The 17,125-nt window shown below is 64.7% G+C and carries 19 protein-coding genes; 14 read left to right on the forward strand and 5 right to left on the reverse strand.

What is annotated here, in order from left to right; all coding sequences use genetic code 11:
- Nucleotide 1: 1 nt before the first annotated feature.
- Nucleotides 2-349: a holo-ACP synthase gene (locus tag AC1DNC_RS09560; RefSeq protein ID WP_175321209.1), complete on the reverse strand. Its 348-nt coding sequence runs from the start codon at nt 347-349 to the stop codon at nt 2-4.
- A gap of 4 nt (nt 350-353) precedes the next feature.
- Nucleotides 354-2,246: a glutamine--fructose-6-phosphate transaminase (isomerizing) gene (glmS, locus tag AC1DNC_RS09565; protein WP_476862328.1), complete on the reverse strand. Its 1,893-nt coding sequence runs from the start codon at nt 2,244-2,246 to the stop codon at nt 354-356.
- Nucleotides 2,247-2,364: 118 nt separating this feature from the next.
- Here glmS and coaA point away from each other — a divergent pair, with 118 nt between their 5' ends.
- On the forward strand, nt 2,365-3,333 hold the full coding sequence (gene coaA / locus AC1DNC_RS09570) for a type I pantothenate kinase (protein WP_476862329.1): 969 nt from the start codon (nt 2,365-2,367) through the stop codon (nt 3,331-3,333).
- Nucleotides 3,334-3,338: 5 nt separating this feature from the next.
- Nucleotides 3,339-4,265 (forward strand): M15 family metallopeptidase, encoded by a 927-nt coding sequence (locus AC1DNC_RS09575; RefSeq protein ID WP_476862330.1) that lies wholly within the window; start codon nt 3,339-3,341, stop codon nt 4,263-4,265.
- A 78-nt stretch (nt 4,266-4,343) separates the two neighbouring features.
- On the opposite strand, the gene glmM is transcribed toward AC1DNC_RS09575, so the two are convergent.
- The 3 genes from glmM to rplM all read right to left on the reverse strand — a co-directional run bounded on the left by glmM (nt 4,344) and on the right by rplM (nt 6,842).
- Complete coding sequence (gene glmM / locus AC1DNC_RS09580) at nt 4,344-5,705, reverse strand: phosphoglucosamine mutase (RefSeq protein ID WP_476862331.1); 1,362 nt, start codon at nt 5,703-5,705, stop codon at nt 4,344-4,346.
- A gap of 147 nt (nt 5,706-5,852) precedes the next feature.
- On the reverse strand, nt 5,853-6,362 hold the full coding sequence (rpsI, locus tag AC1DNC_RS09585) for a 30S ribosomal protein S9 (protein ID WP_476862332.1): 510 nt from the start codon (nt 6,360-6,362) through the stop codon (nt 5,853-5,855).
- A 36-nt stretch (nt 6,363-6,398) separates the two neighbouring features.
- The gene (gene rplM / locus AC1DNC_RS09590) at nt 6,399-6,842 is read right to left on the reverse strand and encodes a 50S ribosomal protein L13 (RefSeq protein ID WP_015937805.1); all 444 of its coding nucleotides are present in this window, start codon (nt 6,840-6,842) and stop codon (nt 6,399-6,401) included.
- A gap of 307 nt (nt 6,843-7,149) precedes the next feature.
- Here rplM and AC1DNC_RS09595 point away from each other — a divergent pair, with 307 nt between their 5' ends.
- From AC1DNC_RS09595 to AC1DNC_RS09650, 12 genes are all read left to right on the forward strand, one after another.
- Nucleotides 7,150-7,815 (forward strand): prepilin peptidase, encoded by a 666-nt coding sequence (locus tag AC1DNC_RS09595; RefSeq protein ID WP_476862333.1) that lies wholly within the window; start codon nt 7,150-7,152, stop codon nt 7,813-7,815.
- 269 nt (nt 7,816-8,084) lie between these two features.
- Complete coding sequence (locus tag AC1DNC_RS09600; RefSeq protein WP_476862334.1) at nt 8,085-8,291, forward strand: Flp family type IVb pilin; 207 nt, start codon at nt 8,085-8,087, stop codon at nt 8,289-8,291.
- Between the two features lie 110 nt (nt 8,292-8,401).
- Entirely contained in the window at nt 8,402-8,806 is a 405-nt protein-coding gene (locus AC1DNC_RS09605; protein WP_476862335.1) for a TadE/TadG family type IV pilus assembly protein, read from the forward strand.
- Nucleotides 8,807-8,811: 5 nt separating this feature from the next.
- Nucleotides 8,812-9,822, forward strand: a complete 1,011-nt coding sequence (locus tag AC1DNC_RS09610) for a pilus assembly protein TadG-related protein (protein ID WP_476862336.1) — start codon at nt 8,812-8,814, stop codon at nt 9,820-9,822.
- Between the two features lie 20 nt (nt 9,823-9,842).
- Nucleotides 9,843-10,622, forward strand: a complete 780-nt coding sequence (gene cpaB, locus AC1DNC_RS09615; RefSeq protein WP_476862337.1) for a Flp pilus assembly protein CpaB — start codon at nt 9,843-9,845, stop codon at nt 10,620-10,622.
- Nucleotides 10,619-11,821 carry a CpaE/TadZ family protein gene (locus AC1DNC_RS09620; RefSeq protein WP_476862338.1) on the forward strand — a complete coding sequence of 401 codons (1,203 nt, stop codon included), beginning with the start codon at nt 10,619-10,621 and terminating at the stop codon, nt 11,819-11,821. The genes cpaB and AC1DNC_RS09620 overlap by 4 nt, the downstream gene beginning before the upstream one ends.
- The gene (locus tag AC1DNC_RS09625) at nt 11,818-13,293 is read left to right on the forward strand and encodes a CpaF family protein (RefSeq protein WP_476862339.1); all 1,476 of its coding nucleotides are present in this window, start codon (nt 11,818-11,820) and stop codon (nt 13,291-13,293) included. The genes AC1DNC_RS09620 and AC1DNC_RS09625 overlap by 4 nt, the downstream gene beginning before the upstream one ends.
- Nucleotides 13,294-13,295: 2 nt before the next feature.
- Nucleotides 13,296-14,243 (forward strand): type II secretion system F family protein, encoded by a 948-nt coding sequence (locus tag AC1DNC_RS09630; protein ID WP_476862340.1) that lies wholly within the window; start codon nt 13,296-13,298, stop codon nt 14,241-14,243.
- Nucleotides 14,244-14,258: 15 nt separating this feature from the next.
- A complete protein-coding gene (locus AC1DNC_RS09635; protein WP_476862341.1) occupies nt 14,259-15,140 on the forward strand; it encodes a type II secretion system F family protein in 882 nt (293 codons plus the stop codon).
- Between the two features lie 263 nt (nt 15,141-15,403).
- Nucleotides 15,404-15,637: a Flp family type IVb pilin gene (locus AC1DNC_RS09640; protein ID WP_476862342.1), complete on the forward strand. Its 234-nt coding sequence runs from the start codon at nt 15,404-15,406 to the stop codon at nt 15,635-15,637.
- A 105-nt stretch (nt 15,638-15,742) separates the two neighbouring features.
- Nucleotides 15,743-16,159: a TadE family protein gene (locus AC1DNC_RS09645; protein WP_476862343.1), complete on the forward strand. Its 417-nt coding sequence runs from the start codon at nt 15,743-15,745 to the stop codon at nt 16,157-16,159.
- Nucleotides 16,147-17,124: a TadE/TadG family type IV pilus assembly protein gene (locus tag AC1DNC_RS09650; RefSeq protein WP_476862344.1), complete on the forward strand. Its 978-nt coding sequence runs from the start codon at nt 16,147-16,149 to the stop codon at nt 17,122-17,124. Before AC1DNC_RS09645 ends, AC1DNC_RS09650 begins: the two co-directional genes overlap by 13 nt.
- Nucleotide 17,125: the final 1 nt, after the last annotated feature.

The raw sequence follows: 17,125 nt of genomic DNA on the forward strand, positions 1-17,125 counted from the left end.
CTCAGCCTTCGGCGATCACCGTGGCGGTGGCGATACCGCCGTCGTGGCTGATCGACAGGTGCCAGCGTTTGACGCCTTTCGACTCGGCTACCGCCAGAACCGTGTCCTTGACCTGGACCGTGGGACCGTTCTGGTCCAGCCCGATCCAGCAGTCCTGCCAGTTCATCCCGGCCGGCGCTCCGAGCACCTTGGCCACGGCCTCCTTGGCGGCGAACCGTGCGGCCAGGGACCGGGTGTTCAGTTCCCGCTCGGCCGGGACAAACAGCCTGTCGCGCAACCCGGGGGTGCGCTCCAGCTGCCGGCCGAACCGCTCAATGTCTACGACGTCTACGCCAATGCCAACAATCATGCGGCTATTCTACGGTCACGCTCTTGGCCAGGTTCCGCGGCTGGTCCACGTCGTAGCCCTTGGCGCTGGCCAGTGCCAGGGCGAAGATCTGCAGGGGCACGGTGGACAGCAGCGGGGCCAGGAGGGTCGGGGTCTCCGGGATGTAGATGACGTGCTCGGCGTAGGCCTTCACCGCTTCGTCACCCTCCTCAGCGATCACGATCGTCTTGGCGCCGCGGGCACGGACTTCCTGGATGTTGGAGACAATCTTGGCGTGCAGCGAGTCGCGGCCTCGCGGTGAGGGCACCACCACGAACACCGGCTGGCCTTCCTCGATCAGGGCGATCGGGCCGTGCTTGAGCTCTCCGGCGGCGAAACCTTCGGCGTGGATGTAGGCGAGCTCCTTGAGCTTGAGCGCGCCCTCCATGGCAACGGGGAAGCCGACGTGGCGGCCCAGGAACAGCACGGACTTGGCGTCCACCATGTCATGGCCGAGCTTCTTGATCGCCTCGGCGTTGTCCAGGATCTGCTGGATCTTGGCCGGGATCTTGGCCAGGTCGGCCAGGATGTCCTTGATCTCGCCCTGGAACTTGTTGCCGCGCAGCTGTGCCAGGTACAGGCCCAGCAGGTAGGCGGCGGCGATCTGGGCCAGGAACGCCTTGGTCGAGGCCACCGCGATTTCCGGACCAGCGTGCGTGTACAGCACGGCGTCTGACTCGCGCGGGATGGTGGAGCCGTTGGTGTTGCAGATGGAGACCGTCTTGGCGCCCTGTTCCTTGGCGTACCGGACAGCCATCAGCGTGTCCATGGTCTCGCCGGACTGGGAGATGGAGACGATCAGGGTGTTGGCGTCCACGATCGGATCGCGGTAGCGGAACTCGTGCGAGAGTTCGACCTCGGTGGGGATCCGGCACCAGCGTTCGATCGCGTACTTCGCGACCTGGCCGGCGTAGGCGGAGGTGCCACAGGCCAGGACGATGATCTTGTCAACGCTCTTGAGCAGTTCCGTGTCGATCCGGAGCTCGTCGAGGGTCAGTTTGCCGTCGACGTCGGAGCGGCCCAGCAGGGTCTGCAGCACGGCGTCCGGCTGGTCGTGGATTTCCTTCTCCATGAAGGACGGGAAGCCGCCCTTCTCCGCGGACGCGGGATCCCAGTTGACGTAGTATTCCTTGCCCTCTGCCGGGGCGCCGAAGAAGTCGGTGATCGCAACGGTGTCGGCGGTGATGGTGACGATCTGGTCCTGGCCCAGTTCCACGGCGCGGCGCGTGTAGTCGATGAAGCCGGAAACGTCGGAGCCGAGGAAGTTCTCGCCCTCGCCCAGGCCCACCACGAGCGGTGAGTTGCGGCGGGCGGCCACGACGACGTCGGGCTGGTCCGCGTGCACGGCGAGCAGCGTAAAGGCGCCCTCAAGGCGCTGGCAAGCAAGTTCCATGGCCTTGGTCAGGCCGCCGTTGGAGTTGTCGCCGCCGAGCTGGTTGCGGTAGATGTAACCGATCAGCGCAGCGGCCACCTCGGTGTCCGTCTCGGAGAGGAAGGTGACTCCTTTGGCCACCAGCTCCTGCTTCAGCTCCGCGAAGTTTTCGATGATGCCGTTGTGGATGAGCGCCAGCTTGCCGCCGTCGGACAGGTGCGGGTGCGCGTTCAGGTCCGTGGGGCCGCCGTGGGTAGCCCAGCGGGTGTGACCGATGCCGGTAACGGCGTCCGGCAGCGGGTGGGCCGCCAGTTCCTCGATCAGGTTGCTCAGTTTCCCCGACTTCTTGCGGGAGGAAATGGCGCCGTCCGCCACCACCGCGATCCCGGCGGAGTCATAGCCGCGGTACTCAAGGCGCCGCAATCCCTCCAGGACAACGTCCAGGGCTTTGTGTTCAGTATTTACCCGGCCAGCCGAGCGGCCTACATATCCAACGATTCCGCACATGGACACAAGCCTAACTGGTTTCCCGGTCGTCCGACGTAGGATGTGCCGCCCGCGACCGGTCCCGGGCGGCCGCCGGAGCGCCTATTTCGCTCTGGGCGTTGTCAAGGGCAGAATCTCTATGGTGACTTTGCAACGCAACGAAGCGAACGGCGAGGGCGTCTCCCCGTTCGTCGAGCTGGACCGGCAGACCTGGTCCCGGCTCGCTGCCCAGATGGAGCAGCCCCTCAACGAAGAGGACGTGCTCCGCCTCCGCGGCCTGGGCGACCCCCTTGACATGAAGGAGGTCCGCGAGGTCTACCTCCCGCTCTCCCGGCTGCTGCACCTCTATGTTGAGGCCGCCAACCAGCTTCACGCGGCCACCACGACGTTCCTGGGCGAGAAAACGCAGCGGACCCCGTTTGTGATCGGCGTGGCAGGGTCGGTGGCCGTGGGCAAATCCACCATCGCCCGAGTGCTGCGCGAAATGCTCCGGCGCTGGCCCGGGACCCCCAATGTCGAACTGATCACCACCGACGGGTTCCTCTACCCCCTTGCCGAGCTCAAGCGCCGTCAACTCCTGGACCGCAAAGGATTCCCGGAATCTTACGACCGCCGGGCGCTGCTGCGCTTCGTGAGCGAAGTCAAGGGCGGGGCCGAGGAAGTGCGGGCCCCTTGGTACTCGCACGTCACTTACGACATCGTCCCGGGCAAGGAAGTGGTGGTCCGCCGCCCGGACGTGCTGATTGTCGAGGGGCTGAATGTGCTGGCGCCGGCACGGCCGCGGCACGACGGCCGGCAGGGACTCGCGTTGAGCGACTTCTTCGACTTTTCCATCTACGTCGACGCCAAGACCTCCTACATCGAGGAATGGTACGTGGACCGGTTCCGCAAGCTGCGGACCACTGCCTTCGCACAGCCGGAGTCCTACTTCCACCGCTATGCCACGCTGTCCGATTCCGAGGCGGAGCAGACCGCACGGGACATCTGGAAGCGGATCAACGAGCCAAACCTGGAGGAGAACGTCCTCCCAACCCGCGGCCGGGCCCAGCTGGTGCTGACCAAGGATGCCGACCACTCCATCCGCCGCATGCTGCTGCGTAAGGTCTAGCACAGGTGTGCCACGACAGCTCCGGCGCTGCGCCGGGCCGGGACAAGGACCGCCGCCGGAAGGCCGGGCGCCTCGTCGCCGCGGCAACGGCCCTGGCCGTCCTGGCCGCTGTGGCGGGCTGCAGCCCGGGAGGCAACCCTTCTCTGCCCGGCTCCGGCACGACTGTGCCAACTGGCAGCCCCTCCTCCCCCACGGTGTCCGCCGCCGGTTCGCCGACGGCCCCGTCCGCCTCTGTCTCAGCCTCCGCGTCGCCGGCGGCCGCGTCTGCGTCCGCCTCTCCGTCGGCTGCGCCGGCCACTTCAGCGCCGGCCACTTCACTGCCGGGCCGGAAGTATTCGCTGGCGGACCCGGCAAGCCCGTGGGTGGTGGTGAACAAACACCGGCCGCTCTCCCCCGCGACCTTCGTTCCCGCCGAGCTCGTGCAGCCGGCCGTCCGGCTGGCGGTCTCCGGCGAGGCCGCACAGTTGAACCGCACGACGGCGGCGGCGGCTGAGCGGATGTTTGGGCAGGCCGCGGCGTCCGGCGTCGTGCTGACCTTGGCGAGCGGCTACCGGTCCTACGCCACCCAGACCGCTACGTACAACGGCTATGTCTCATCCAGGGGCCGGGCGGAGGCGGACACCGCGTCCGCGCGGCCGGGCTACTCTGAGCACCAGACGGGCTGGGCCTTTGATATCGGCGACGGCGGCGGGGTGTGCAGCTTCCAGCCGTGCTTCGCCCAGCAGCCGGCGGCAGTGTGGGTCAAGGCCAACGCCTACCGTTTTGGCTTCGTGGTGCGCTACCCCTGGATGGAGCACCCGGTCACCGGCTACTTCTACGAGCCGTGGCACCTCCGCTACGTCGGCGTCGAAGCTGCCGGCGACATGCACCGGCGGGGCATCACCACCCTGGAGAAGTACTTCGGCCTCCCAGCGGCGCCGGCCTACCGCTGAGCACGGCCGGGTAGGCACCGGAAACTAAAGGTGGCCCGTTTCGTGACGGAAACGGGCCACCTTTTTGCATTCGGGAGGCTACTCGGTGACGAGCTCCAGCGCGAGCTCGGTCCTGACCACCTGGGCCAGGCCCTCGGCGACCTCCTGTGCCGTCTCCTGGTCCGCTGCTTCCACCATGACGCGGACCACGGGCTCGGTACCCGACGGGCGCAGCAGCACGCGGCCGGTGTCGCCCAGCTGGGCCTCGGCGCGGGCCACGGCCGCGGCCACGGTTTCGTCACCCTTGACCCGGCTGCGGTCGACGCCCTTGACGTTGATCAGCACCTGCGGAAGCTTCGTCATCACGGTGGCCAGCTCCTTGAGCGGGCGGCCGGTCATCGCCACGCGGGCGGCCAGCTGCAGCCCCGTCAGGACGCCGTCGCCGGTGGTGGCGTGATCGGAGAAGATCACGTGGCCGGACTGTTCACCGCCGAGGTTGAAGCCGCCTTCGCGCATGCCTTCGAGCACGTAGCGGTCCCCCACACCGGTCTCGCGCAGGCTGATGCCCGCTTCGCGCAGGGCAATCTTGAGTCCCAGGTTGCTCATCACAGTTGCCACGAGGACGTCGTCCTTGAGCTTGCCGGATTCCTTGAGGGCCACGGCCAGGATGGCCATGATCTCGTCGCCGTCCACTTCCTTGCCCTCGTGGTCCACGGCCAGGCAGCGGTCGGCGTCGCCGTCGTGGGCAATGCCCAGGTCGGCACCGTAGTCGAGGACCGCCTGCTTCAGCGGACCGAGGTGCGTGGATCCCACGCCGTCGTTGATGTTGAGGCCATCCGGCTCGGCCCCGATCACCAGCACCTCGGCACCGGCGGACTTGAAGACCTCGGGCGAGCAGCCGCTGGCGGCGCCGTGCGCGCAATCCAGGACAACCTTCAGGCCGTCCAGGCGGTGCGGGAGGGTGCTCAGCAGGTGCAGGATGTAGCGGTCTTCCGCGTCGGAGAACCGCTGGATCCGGCCCACTTCGCCGCCGACCGGCCGGTACGGCTCCTTGCTCAGTTGTTCCTCGATCGCGTCCTCCACGTCATCGGGGAGCTTCTGCCCGCCGCGGGCGAAGAACTTGATGCCGTTGTCCGGGGCAGGGTTGTGGGAGGCGGAGATCATCACGCCGAAGTCGGCGTCGAGGTCGGCAACCAGGTACGCGGCGGCCGGCGTCGGCAGCACACCGGCGTCGTAGACGTCGATCCCGGAGCTGGAGAGCCCGGCCTCTACGGCGGCCGCGAGGAACTCGCCGCTGGCCCGCGGGTCGCGCGCGACGACGGCGCGCGGCCTGTTGCCGTTGGTATTGCGGTCGTGGCCAAGCACGACGGCGGCGGCCTGCGCCAGCTGCAACGCCAACTCTGCGGTCAGTAGGCCGTTAGCAAGGCCCCGGACACCATCTGTTCCAAATAATCTAGACATCGTGCCCAAGTTTAGTCGATCACGGGCTCTTGTCCCGTTTCGGGCCATCGAGGGCCCGTTAAACGACGGAAGCCCGCCCCGCACAATGCGGGACGGGCTTCCGGTTCCAGCCGTGCCGCCGTGGCGACATCGGGTGGGAAGCGCTGTTTAGCGCTTGGAGTACTGCTGAGCCTTACGTGCCTTCTTGAGACCAGCCTTCTTACGCTCGATGACGCGTGCGTCTCGGGTAAGGTAGCCGGCCTTCTTCAGGGTGGCGCGGTTGTTCTCGACGTCGATCTCGTTCAGCGAACGGGCGATGCCGAGGCGCAGTGCACCGGCCTGGCCGGAGGGGCCACCGCCGTGGATGCGGGCGATGACATCGTAGGCGCCTTCGAGATCGAGGATCTTGAAGGGCTCGTTGACGTCCTGCTGGTGCAGCTTGTTCGGGAAGTAGTTCGACAGCTCGCGGCCGTTGATGGTCCACTTGCCGGAGCCCGGCACAACGCGAACGCGTGCAACGGCTTCCTTGCGGCGGCCAACAGCTGCGCCGGCAACGGTCAGTGCCGGACGTTCCTTCTTCGGCGCGGCCGCGTCAGCGGCACCGCTCTCCGAGGTGTAGCTGGTCAGGTTTTCCTCAGCCTCAACGGCTTCGGTGGTCAGTTCTTCGTTCTGAGCCACGATTCTCCTTGATAAAAAGTTGGTTGGTGGCCAGGACTACTGGGCGACCTGGGTGATTTCGAAAGTCTTGGGCTGCTGGGCGGCGTGCGGGTGCTCGGCACCGCGGTAAACCTTCAGCTTGCCCAGCTGCTGTGCAGCGAGGGAGTTCTTCGGGAGCATGCCCTTGATGGCCTTCTCCACGGCGCGGACCGGGTTGGATTCCAGCAGCTCCGCGTAGTTGACGGAGGTCAGGCCGCCCGGGTAACCGGAGTGGCGGTATGCGCGCTTCTGCTCCAGCTTGGCACCGGTGAGGGCGACCTTTTCAGCGTTGATGATGATGACGAAGTCGCCCATGTCCATGTGGGACGCAAAGGTGGCCTTGTGCTTGCCGCGCAGCAGGATTGCGGTCTGGCTGGCGAGACGACCAAGGACAACGTCGGTGGCGTCAATGACGTGCCACTGGCGGTTGATATCGCCGGGCTTCGGGGTGTACGTACGCACGGTGTTTGCCTCGTTCTTGTTCTGGCGTTCTTGTTTTAGGTGTCACGCAAAGGTGCACCTACTATCTATGCGCTACCGGAACAGAGGTGAGGGCTCTATGTAACCAGTCATCCTGTGGTCTCGAATGTGCACGTTGAGTAGCTATCCTGCAACCGGATTCTCAAGCGGGCACGCATCATCGAGATAGGACACGCACAACGACTACCAAGAATAGCGGAAGCCGGGGTCGTGGGTCAAAATGGGGTGTCCGGTGGTGCGCTGCCCTGCGTGCCGTTCGTTTCCGGCCCGCAGCGTTCCTGGAGGTACCGTGCCCGCTCCCGCCCTTGCAGGTTCCGCGGCACTGCTGTTCCTCGCCGGCGCGGCCATTGCCGGACTCTGCCTCGGGCTGCTCGCCGATGTGTTCGTCCGCCGCACCCTGCCGCACCTTGCAGGCCGGCCGGGCCGTGCGCAGAGAACGACGACGGCGGTTTCCGCCGCCGGCCTGTGCGCTCTCCTGGCCTGGCGCTTCGGCCCCGCGCCGGAATTGCCTGCCTTTATGCTTTTGGCGGTTATTGGCGTGCAGTTGGCTCGAATTGACGTTATTCATCATTTGTTGCCTAACCGGCTGGTCGTGCCCCTGCTGGGAGCCGGCGTCGTGCTCCTCGCAGCCGCTTCGCTGGCACTCGGTGGCTGGCTGTCGCTGGCCCGGGGCATCGCGGGCGCCGTCATTCTCTTCTTTTTCTACTTCATCTTGGCTCTCATCAGCCCCAAGAGCCTCGGAATGGGCGATGTAAAGCTCGCCGCTCCCCTCGGTCTGTACTTGGGGTACTTAGGCTGGACGCAGTTGTTCTATGGTGGCGCGCTGGGGTTTGTGGCCGGCGGCGTGGTTTCCCTGGCACTCGTGCTCAAAAACCCCGGAAACAAGCCCAAAGAGGTAGCCTTCGGGCCATCCATGCTGGCCGCCGCCCTGATCACGGCATTGGTCTCCGCGTAGCCTCTCCCCTCCCCCCTTTCCTGGTCGAACCAGTAAGCCCGCTTATCAAAACAAGTAGTTACCGCCGGGCCTCCGGAAAGAACTGAGTACACCTCTCCGGACGCCATACGTAAAACCCTCTTTTCGCCTCCAGAAGTCGAGTAGTCGAAGCCATTGCAACGCCGTTAATCGGCGTGCAAATGTTGTGCCAACGAAGCCCTACCAGATAGAAAAGGGGATTTGCTGGAGCTTCGTAAATCTATTCAAAACTCTGGAAAAGGACTTATAAAATGACTGGTCTCATGGTCTCAATGCTTTCTTTCATCGCCGGCGTCAAGGACCGCCTCGAATCCGAAAAGGGAGCGACCGCCACGGAATACTCGCTGCTCGTGGCCTTCATCGCCTTCATCGTCATCGGCGGCGTCACCATCTTCGGCCAGGGCCTCAGCGCCTGGTTCGCCGAGCTCGGTGGACACGTCGCCGCCTGGTCCAACTAGGCGCAGGCAGCTCAGCAGGTCTCAGCTCTACGCAATGTGCCGCGTCCGTGTCTCGCGGACGCGGCACATTTCTTAAAACCATTCGCTGCCTCTATCCCTGGGGGGATTCCATGAAACGCAGCAGTTCGCCGGCGCCCAAGTCTCGGGCGCAGGGGCGGGACCGCGGCTCGGCCGCCGTCGAATTCGCCCTCGTAGCACCGATCCTCCTGTCCCTGGTAGTGGGAATCGTGGAGTTCTCGTACACCTACAATCTTCAGATTTCCGTGACCCAGGCCGCCCGCGAGGCGGCCAGGACCATGGCCATCAAGAACAACCAGGCCGACGCAAGGGCGGCAGCTGTGGCCGGCGCGCCGGGGCTCAGCCCGGCCGGCTTCAGCTACACGTTTTCTCCCGCCGCCTGTGCCAACGGGAGCACCGCAAGAGTCAACGTCACCTACACCACGAACACTCTGACTAGCTTCTTCGGAAGCACCGTCACGCTGCATGGGACGGGAGCCATGCGGTGCAACGGCTGAAGGCTATGGCCACCCGCAAGCACCGGGACGAGCGTGGCGCAAGCGGCGTGCTGGCAGCGGTCATGATGCTGGTGCTCATCGGCGCCGGGGCCCTGGCCGTTGACACCGGCCAGATCTATGCCGAGCGGGCGCAGCTGCAGAACGCAGCGGACGCAGGCGCCATGGCCGCTGCCCAGCGGTGCCACCAGGCCGGCGGCTGCACCGTCGGACAGGCCATGGCGTGGGCCGCCGAGCTGAGCGGCCCCAACTCCAACGACGGTGCAACCACCGTAGATTCCGTCGACCTGTCGGTGCCCAACCAGGTCAAGGTTGTGACCTCCACGCGCGGCAGCAACGGCGCGGGCTTCTTGACGAAACTCTTCGCCAGCGCGCTGAATGCCCCGCCCGTGACCGTCCGTGCGAACGCCATCGCGTCCTTCAGGAATAAGACGCAGGGCTCCGGTTTTCCGCTGGCGTTGTCCGATAGCTGCTTCAACCTCTCGGGCGGAAGCCAAACCGCAGAGGTCCAGAAAGTCTCCTACAAGCCAGGCGGAACGTGCACGGGACCTTCGGGAACTCAGATCCCCGGCGGTTGGGGCTGGCTCGATCGGAGCTCCCCATGCATCGCTGAAACCACTACCGGAAACAACCGGGCGGGGTCCGACCCCGGCAACAACCCGCCGACTGACTGCGACACAGTGCTTGGCGGCTGGATCGCAACCATCCTCGCGGGGGGCGACGTCAAAGTGGCCTTCCCCGTCTTTGACAATGCCGGAGGCCAGGGGCAGAACGGCTACTTCCATGTGATCGGCTACGCCACTTTCAAGATGTGGGGCTGGAAGTTCGGCAATAACCACAATTACGAATTCCGCAACACTGCTGGAGATCCTGGCATGAACAGCGCCCTGGCCTGCTCCGGCGGCAACAATCGCTGCATCATCGGTCAATTCGTGAAATTCGAAACCATTGATTCGACTGGAGGTATTTCGGGGGGCGGAGCCGACTTGGGAACCGTTGAAATAAAGCTCATCAAATAAGCAATTTCTAAGGAGTTATGATGAAAAAACGCCTGCTGGGGGGCATCGCCGCATTGCTTGTGGCAATTGTTGGAACCGTACTGCTGGTCTCATATGTTCAGAACGCCGATAAACGGGCGCTGGCCGGCACGGAAACAGAATCAATCTATGTTGTGCAAAAGGCCATTCCGGCCGGCACGCCCGCGGAAAAGCTCGCGGCAATGGTGACCAAGAAGGAAGTCCCGAAGCTGGCGCTGGCCGACAGCAGCGTCACGGATCTCGGAACGCTGGGGTCCAAGGTCACGGCTGTTACGTTGATGCCGGGTGAGCAACTGCTCTCCAGCCGGTTGGTGGAAGAGAACGCCTTCCTCGGCCCCGCTCGGGTCCAGGTGCCGGCAGGCCTTCAGGAGATCACCCTGAAGCTCCCCATCGAGCGAGTCGCGGGAGGCGTTTTGAAGGCCGGCGACACGGTGGGCGTCTTCCTCTCGCTGGAGGAGACCGGCGGCACGGCGGGGGTCAAGGTCAGCCGGACGCAGCAAACCTTCCACAAGGTCCTGGTCACGGCGTCGCAGTTCAGCAACGGATCAGCCACGCAGACGGGAACGGCTGACACCGAAGCCGGCGCGAGCCAGGTATCGTCCACTTCCTCCACCAAGGAGCAGGGTGACGGCAGCTATCTCATTACCCTGGCCAGGAACTCCGCAGATGCGCAGCGGATCGTCTTTGCCACCGAGTTCGGCAAGGTGTACCTGTCAAAGGAACCTGGCACTGCCGTCGAATCGGGCAAGGGCACAGTGGACGCGGCAGGGCTGTTCCGATGAGCCGCTTCGTCCTGATCACGCCGAACGCTGATTTCGAACGTCTGGTCCGTCTGGCCGTGGGCGGCATGCATGGTGACCTCCATGTCTTCAAGGCCGACTACCTGCCTGAGGGCCCCGCCGACATCATGCGCCAGATGGTTGGCGAGCCGCCGGAGGTTCTCATCCTCGGCCCGGGCGTGCCCGTGGCGGACTCCTTGAAGCTGGCGGCCGTGGTGGACCTCCAGTATCCCGAAATCAGCGTGGTCCTGGCCGTTACGACCAGCCCTGAAACTGTCGTCCAGGCAATGCGCGCCGGGGTCCGGGACCTGCTGGATCCCGGAGCGGACCCTGACACCATCAGGGTCATGCTGGAACGGGCCAGCCTCGCTGCGGCCGGCCGGCGTCGTGGACTTGGCCCGCAGGCCACCGAGCATGCCGACCACGGTGCGGGGCGAGTCATCGCGGTGATGTCTCCCAAGGGCGGTGTGGGCAAGACAACGGTCGCCACCAACCTCGCTGTCGGGCTCGGCAAGACTGCACCCATGGGCGTGGTGATCGTGGATCTTGACCTCCAGTTCGGCGACGTGGCCAGCGGCCTGCTGCTCGAACCGGAGTTCACCATCACCGACGCCGTGATGGGAGCTGCCAGCCAGGACTCCATGGTGCTCAAGACGTACCTGACGGTCCACCCGGCCGGCATCTACGCTCTCTGCGCGCCCCGGACGCCCGTCGAAATGGACCGCATCAGCGCGGCCCATGTCTCCCATCTGCTGGAGCAGTTGCGGAAGGAGTTCCGGTACATCGTGGTGGATACCGCACCGGGGCTGGGTGAGCATGTCCTCGCCACCTTGGAGCAGGCCACGGACGCTGTCTGGATCTGCGGCATGGATGTGCCCAGCATCCGGGGCATGCGGACCGGATTCCAAATCCTCGACGAACTGAACCTGGTGCCGGCGAATCGCCACATCGTGCTCAACATGGCTGATCGTCGGGCGGGGCTGTCGCTGAAGGATGTCGAGGCCACCATCGGAGCCCCCGTGGACGTGGTGTTGCCGCGCTCACGCACCCTTCCGTTCTCCACCAATAAGGGCGTCCCCATCCTCCAGGACGGCAGCCGGGACGCCGCCCTAAAAGGTCTCCGCCGGCTGGTCGACCGTTTCAAGCCGGACTGGGACGCCAGACCGCACAAGCAACTCCACAGAAGGGCGGTAGTCCAGTGAGCCTCACCGACCGATTCCAGCAACTCCGCGGCGGCCTTCCACCCGCCGGGCCCGAGGAAAAGCCGGCCGCCGTCGACGTCTTTGCTTCGCACGCCCAGCCGGCCACCCTCGGCCGGATCCTGGAGGCGAAGACGGCGGCGGAATCGCAGCCCGGGTTCTCCGAAATCCAGCAGACCGCATCCGTCGCCAGCGAGGCGCTCAACGCGCTCAAGGAACGCGCCAGCGAGGCCCTCTTCGAACGGCTCGGCTCGCGAATCACCGACTCATCAATTGACGAAGCGGAGCTTCACCAATCCGTCAAGGACGAGCTGAAGGCTGTTGTGGACGAGGAGCAAATCCCCCTCACCGCAATCGAACGGCAGCGGCTGATCCGCGAAATCATCGACGACGTATTGGGCCATGGCCCCATCCAGAGATACCTGGACGATCCGACGGTGACCGAGGTCATGGTCAACCGCTTCGACCAGATCTATGTGGAACGCCAGGGCCACCTTCAGCTGACCGATTCCAAGTTCACGTCCGACGACGCCCTGCGGCGGGTCATCGAAAGGATCGTTTCCAATGTGGGACGGCGGATCGACGAATCCTCGCCCTTGGTGGACGCCCGGCTGGCGGACGGGTCCCGTGTCAACGCGATCATCCCTCCGCTAGCCGTCAACGGGCCGGCCCTGACCATCCGGAAGTTCGGCCGGGATCCGCTCACCGTCCATGACCTCATTTCGATGGGGAGCCTCTCACCGGAAATGGCGGAGCTGTTGCAGGCCTGCGTACTGGCCAGGCTCAACATCATCGTTTCGGGTGGCACCGGCACCGGAAAGACGACCCTGCTCAACGTGCTGTCCTCGTTCATTCCGAGTTCGGACAGGATCGTCACCATCGAGGACGCCGTGGAACTGCAGCTGCAGCAGGACCATGTGGTCCGTTTGGAGAGCCGGCCCCAAAACATCGAGGGCAAGGGAGAAATCTCCATCCGCGACCTGGTTCGCAACTCGCTGCGCATGCGGCCGGACCGGATTGTGGTCGGCGAAGTCCGCGGCGGGGAGTGCCTGGACATGCTGCAGGCCATGAACACCGGCCACGATGGCTCCATCTCCACGGTTCACGCCAACTCCCCCAGGGATGCCATTGCCCGGCTCGAAACCTTGGTGTTGATGGCCGGCATGGACCTGCCGCTGCGGGCCGTCCGCGAGCAGGTTGCCTCGGCAGTGAACCTGATCGTCCATATTTCCCGGCTCCGGGACGGCTCCCGGCGCGTCACTCACATCACCGAGGTCCAAGGCATGGAGGGCGACGTCGTTACGCTTCAGGATGCCTTCGTCTTCGACTACTCCGCCGGCATCGACGCCAGTGGCAGATTCCTGGGAAAGCCCGTGCCCACCGGCGTCCGTCCGAGGTTCACCGATCGCTTCGCCGAGCTCGGGATCGCGATTTCGCCGGCAGTATTTGGCGCAGCGCCTGTCAGGGGGCGGTAACAGTGCAGGATCTGTCTCCCCTTGTCTTTGTCGCCGGCCTCGTCCTGGCGTACGCAGCCCTGGCGACGACGGTCGCCGTCCTCCTCAAGCCCCACGCGGTGCCGCTTTCCCGGCGCCGGCCCGATGAGGCGGCCGCCCACTCGTCAAACCTCACCAAGCTGACCGACCAAGCCGTGCACACTCTCAACAGGGGTCTCCGAAGCCGCGGCTCCGGACTGCTCAGCCGGGAGAAGCTCGAGCGTGCGGGGCTGAAGAAACAGCCGGGCGACTACGTACTGATGGGGTGCGCCCTCACATTCGTGGCCGCTGTCCTGGGCTTCCTCCTCGGCGGCCCAGTCCTGGCCGTGCTGCTGACGCTACTGACACCTGTCGGTCTCCTGTTGTTCCTCAACGTTCTGGTCTCGCGGCGTCGCAAGAAGTTCGACGAGCAGGTGCCGGACGCGCTGCAGATGCTCGCCGGCGGTCTCCGCGCCGGCCACAGCCTGCTCCGGGCAGTGGACGCTGCCGCCGAGGAGAATGAGGCGCCGATGAAAGAGGAACTCAGCAGGGTGGTGAACGAGACCCGCATTGGCCGGGACCTTGGCGATTCGCTCGCAGAGGTTGCCCGGCGCACTGCCAACGAGGACTTCGCTTCGATTACCCGGGCCATCGAGATCCACCGGGAAGTCGGCGGCGATCTCGCCCAGGTCCTGGACCACGTGGGCGAGACTATCCGGGACCGCAACCAGATCAGGGGCCAGGTCAGGGCGCTCAGTGCGGAGGGCAGGATGTCCGCCATAGTCCTGATGGCGCTCCCGGTGGTGATGTTTGTTGGCCTGACACTTTTCAACCCGCTGTACTCGAAGGTCTTCCTGACCACTTTTCCCGGGTTCCTGATGATCCTCGCGGCCCTGGTCCTGCTGACCGTGGGCGGCTTCTGGCTCAGCCGACTCATCAAGCCGAAGTTCTGAGAAAGGGAGAGAACCGTGCAAACTATTGCCTACGCCGCCATCCTGGCGGTCATCGCCCCGCTCTCGATCATGACCTGGCTAGCCTTCACCGGAGACCGGGCGGCCGTGCGAAACATCCAGGCCAATCTCGGTCGCGGTCCGCAGGCGACCGGATCTTTGCTCTCGGCCGGAGGCCAACTGGCGGAGCTGAGCCGGAAGATCACGCCCAAGGGCTACACGGCGTGGCTGGACAAGCAGCTCGCCGGCGCCGGCCGGCCGAAGGACTGGCCCTTGGGGCGTGTGCTTATGGTCAAGCCCCTGCTGGCTCTTCCGGGAGCAGTCATGGGAATCGTCATGGTTGCCGGAAGCCCCACGACGCTCAATGTCCTCCTCATGGTGGCCATGACCGCCTTGGCCTATTTTGTCCCGGATATCCTGCTCCGGAACCACGCCCAGAAGCGGCGCGAAGCGATCAAGTTGGAACTGCCGGACGCGTTGGACCAGATGCTCATCTCCGTCCAGGCCGGTCTCGGCTTCGAAACCGCCATGGCGCGTGCCGGCCAGAACGGCAAGGGTCCCCTCGCCGAGGAATTGATCAGGACCCTGCAGGATATCCAGGTGGGCCGCTCCCGCAAGGACGCGTACGTGGCCATGGCCCAGCGCGTCGACGTACCTGACCTGCGCTCCTTTGTCCGGGCAGTGGTGCAGGCCGACGCTTACGGCATCGCTATCGCGAAAGTGCTGAACGCCCAGGCGAAGGACATGCGCGTGAAGCGCCGCCAACGCGCGGAGGAGCACGCCATGAAGATGCCCGTCAAGATGCTGTTTCCGCTCATCTTCTCGATCCTCCCCACGTTGTTCATCGTGGTGCTGGGCCCCACGGTGATGAGCATCATGGAGGTCTTCGCCAACAGATAACCACGCGGCCGCGTTTGGACCGCCCCAAGACCGGACCCCCTTGGTACCCAGAGCCAAGGGGGTCCTCCCTTGTCCTCCTCCCTTTTACCGGGCGCTTTTGGCGCCCCAGCGCAGTATCCGCGCAGGGAATGTACAGGAAAAGGGCAGTTTGGGAAGTCTTGGCACAGGATGTTCGAAAGTCGGATTGACGGCGTGTCGGCGGTTGCTAAGTTCCTCTCAGTGCTGGTGCAGGGCCAGCCGCCCAACTCGCTCAGGAGTCACCAATGCGTTCCTACCTCTCCAACATCGCAACCCGCCTTCGCCGCGACCAGCGCGGCGCCACCGCCGTCGAATACGGCATCATGGTCTCCCTCATCGCCGTAGTCATCATCGTCGCCGTGACGCTGCTCGGCGGCAGCCTGCACGACACCTTCACCAAGGTCCAGTGCGACATCGCCGGCGCAGGGCACACCTATGCGGCGGGCGCCAAAGCCGGGGACGCTACCTGCACCCCGTAGCACCTCTCAGCAATCCACCAGTCAGGGTTGGGGAAGGCTCCGGCCTTTCCCAGCCCTGACTGTGTTCAGGCGCCAGCGAACAGTCAGCAAGGAAGGCGGTCCCCCATGTCCAAGACAAATCAACGGGGCGCCGTCGCCGTGGAGTTCGCCCTGCTGGCCCCGGTCCTGGTCATGATCCTGCTTGGCATCATGGAGTTCGGCCGCGCCTACAACGTGCAAATTTCGCTCTCCAACGCTGCCCGTGAAGGCGCACGAGTGATGGCCATCAACTACGCGGCGCCAGCAGCCGCAACGACCGCCAAGGCCGCGGCGGTCAGCGCCGCGAGCGTGCTGAAACCGGCTCTGGCGAGCGACAAGATAACTTTCAGATATCAGACGACGCCCGCCTCGACGCCCGCGCCAACGGCCTGCGCTGCGAACGTCCAGGTCACCGTGACAATCGACTACAACTTGTCCACTATGACCGGAATCGCCGGACCATTTCCGATGAAGGGCGTAGGTACCATGCAATGCGGCGGATAACAGCTTCGCGCGATGCGGAACACGGCGGGATCGCTGTCATTGTCGCCCTGCTCATGGTGGTTCTACTCGGGTTCGCGGCCATCTCCATCGACGTTGCTCGACTCTATTCCGAACGTGGCCAACTACAGAACGGGTCCGATGCGGTGGCCCTCATGCTGGCCCAAAAATGCGCCAGGAATCTGAACGACGCGGACTGTTCCGACACCGTAACTTCGCCCGCGGTTCTCGCCAGAACGCTTGCCAACGCGAACGCCGTGGACGGACAGAGCAATGTCAAGACCATCGTCTTGGATAAGGTGAACCGCAAAGCCACGGTCACCACGAGCGCCAAGGCGAATGGGGGCGCCCTCAACTCCGTACCGGACCAATTTGCCCGCGCACTGGGCTTTTCGAACTCTGAGGTCTCGGCTACTTCGAACGTGCAGTGGGGGACGCCGTCCAAAGGCACCGTCATCGTCCCCTTGGCCATCGCCGAGTGCAAATTCTCCCCCGACCCGTCTTACGTGCAGGTCCTCAATATGAGCGCGGGCGGATGCGCAGGGATCCCAGGAGGTTTTGGATGGATCATGGACCCCAATGCCGCCGATTCTGCGTGCAGCGTTGTGATCAGCGCCGGCGCCTCGAACGATCCAGGAATCTGGTTCAGCAGCGACACCGGCGCTTCCAGACCCTCGATCTGTTCGCCCGGGGACATCAGCGCTTTGAACGACCAGACCGTCCTCCTCCCGCTCTATGCCGTGGCCACGGGCACCGGATCCGGCGGCAAGTACTACATCAAGGGCTTCGCGGCTTTTCACGTCACCGGCTACCGCTTTTCCAGTGACACCTGGAATTCGAGCGGACTGGCCAACAAATCCCTCCGCGGATACTTCGTGAAATTCGTGTCCCTGTCACAAGCCTTCGAGCTCGGAAGTACTCCCGATTACGGTGCTTCCGTTGTCCGTCTCACCATTGGAGTGCCCTAAC

The organism is Arthrobacter sp. 01N442 (genome assembly GCF_056399345.1).

Coding starts and splice junctions, on each gene's coding strand:
- AC1DNC_RS09560 (WP_175321209.1), bottom strand. CDS start 349: ATGATTGTTGGCATTGGCGTAGACGTCGTAGACATTGAGCGGTTCGGC.
- glmS (WP_476862328.1), bottom strand. CDS start 2,246: ATGTGCGGAATCGTTGGATATGTAGGCCGCTCGGCTGGCCGGGTAAAT.
- coaA (WP_476862329.1), top strand. CDS start 2,365: ATGGTGACTTTGCAACGCAACGAAGCGAACGGCGAGGGCGTCTCCCCG.
- glmM (WP_476862331.1), bottom strand. CDS start 5,705: ATGTCTAGATTATTTGGAACAGATGGTGTCCGGGGCCTTGCTAACGGC.
- AC1DNC_RS09600 (WP_476862334.1), top strand. CDS start 8,085: ATGACTGGTCTCATGGTCTCAATGCTTTCTTTCATCGCCGGCGTCAAG.
- AC1DNC_RS09605 (WP_476862335.1), top strand. CDS start 8,402: ATGAAACGCAGCAGTTCGCCGGCGCCCAAGTCTCGGGCGCAGGGGCGG.
- AC1DNC_RS09610 (WP_476862336.1), top strand. CDS start 8,812: ATGGCCACCCGCAAGCACCGGGACGAGCGTGGCGCAAGCGGCGTGCTG.
- cpaB (WP_476862337.1), top strand. CDS start 9,843: ATGAAAAAACGCCTGCTGGGGGGCATCGCCGCATTGCTTGTGGCAATT.
- AC1DNC_RS09620 (WP_476862338.1), top strand. CDS start 10,619: ATGAGCCGCTTCGTCCTGATCACGCCGAACGCTGATTTCGAACGTCTG.
- AC1DNC_RS09640 (WP_476862342.1), top strand. CDS start 15,404: ATGCGTTCCTACCTCTCCAACATCGCAACCCGCCTTCGCCGCGACCAG.
- AC1DNC_RS09645 (WP_476862343.1), top strand. CDS start 15,743: ATGTCCAAGACAAATCAACGGGGCGCCGTCGCCGTGGAGTTCGCCCTG.
- AC1DNC_RS09650 (WP_476862344.1), top strand. CDS start 16,147: ATGCGGCGGATAACAGCTTCGCGCGATGCGGAACACGGCGGGATCGCT.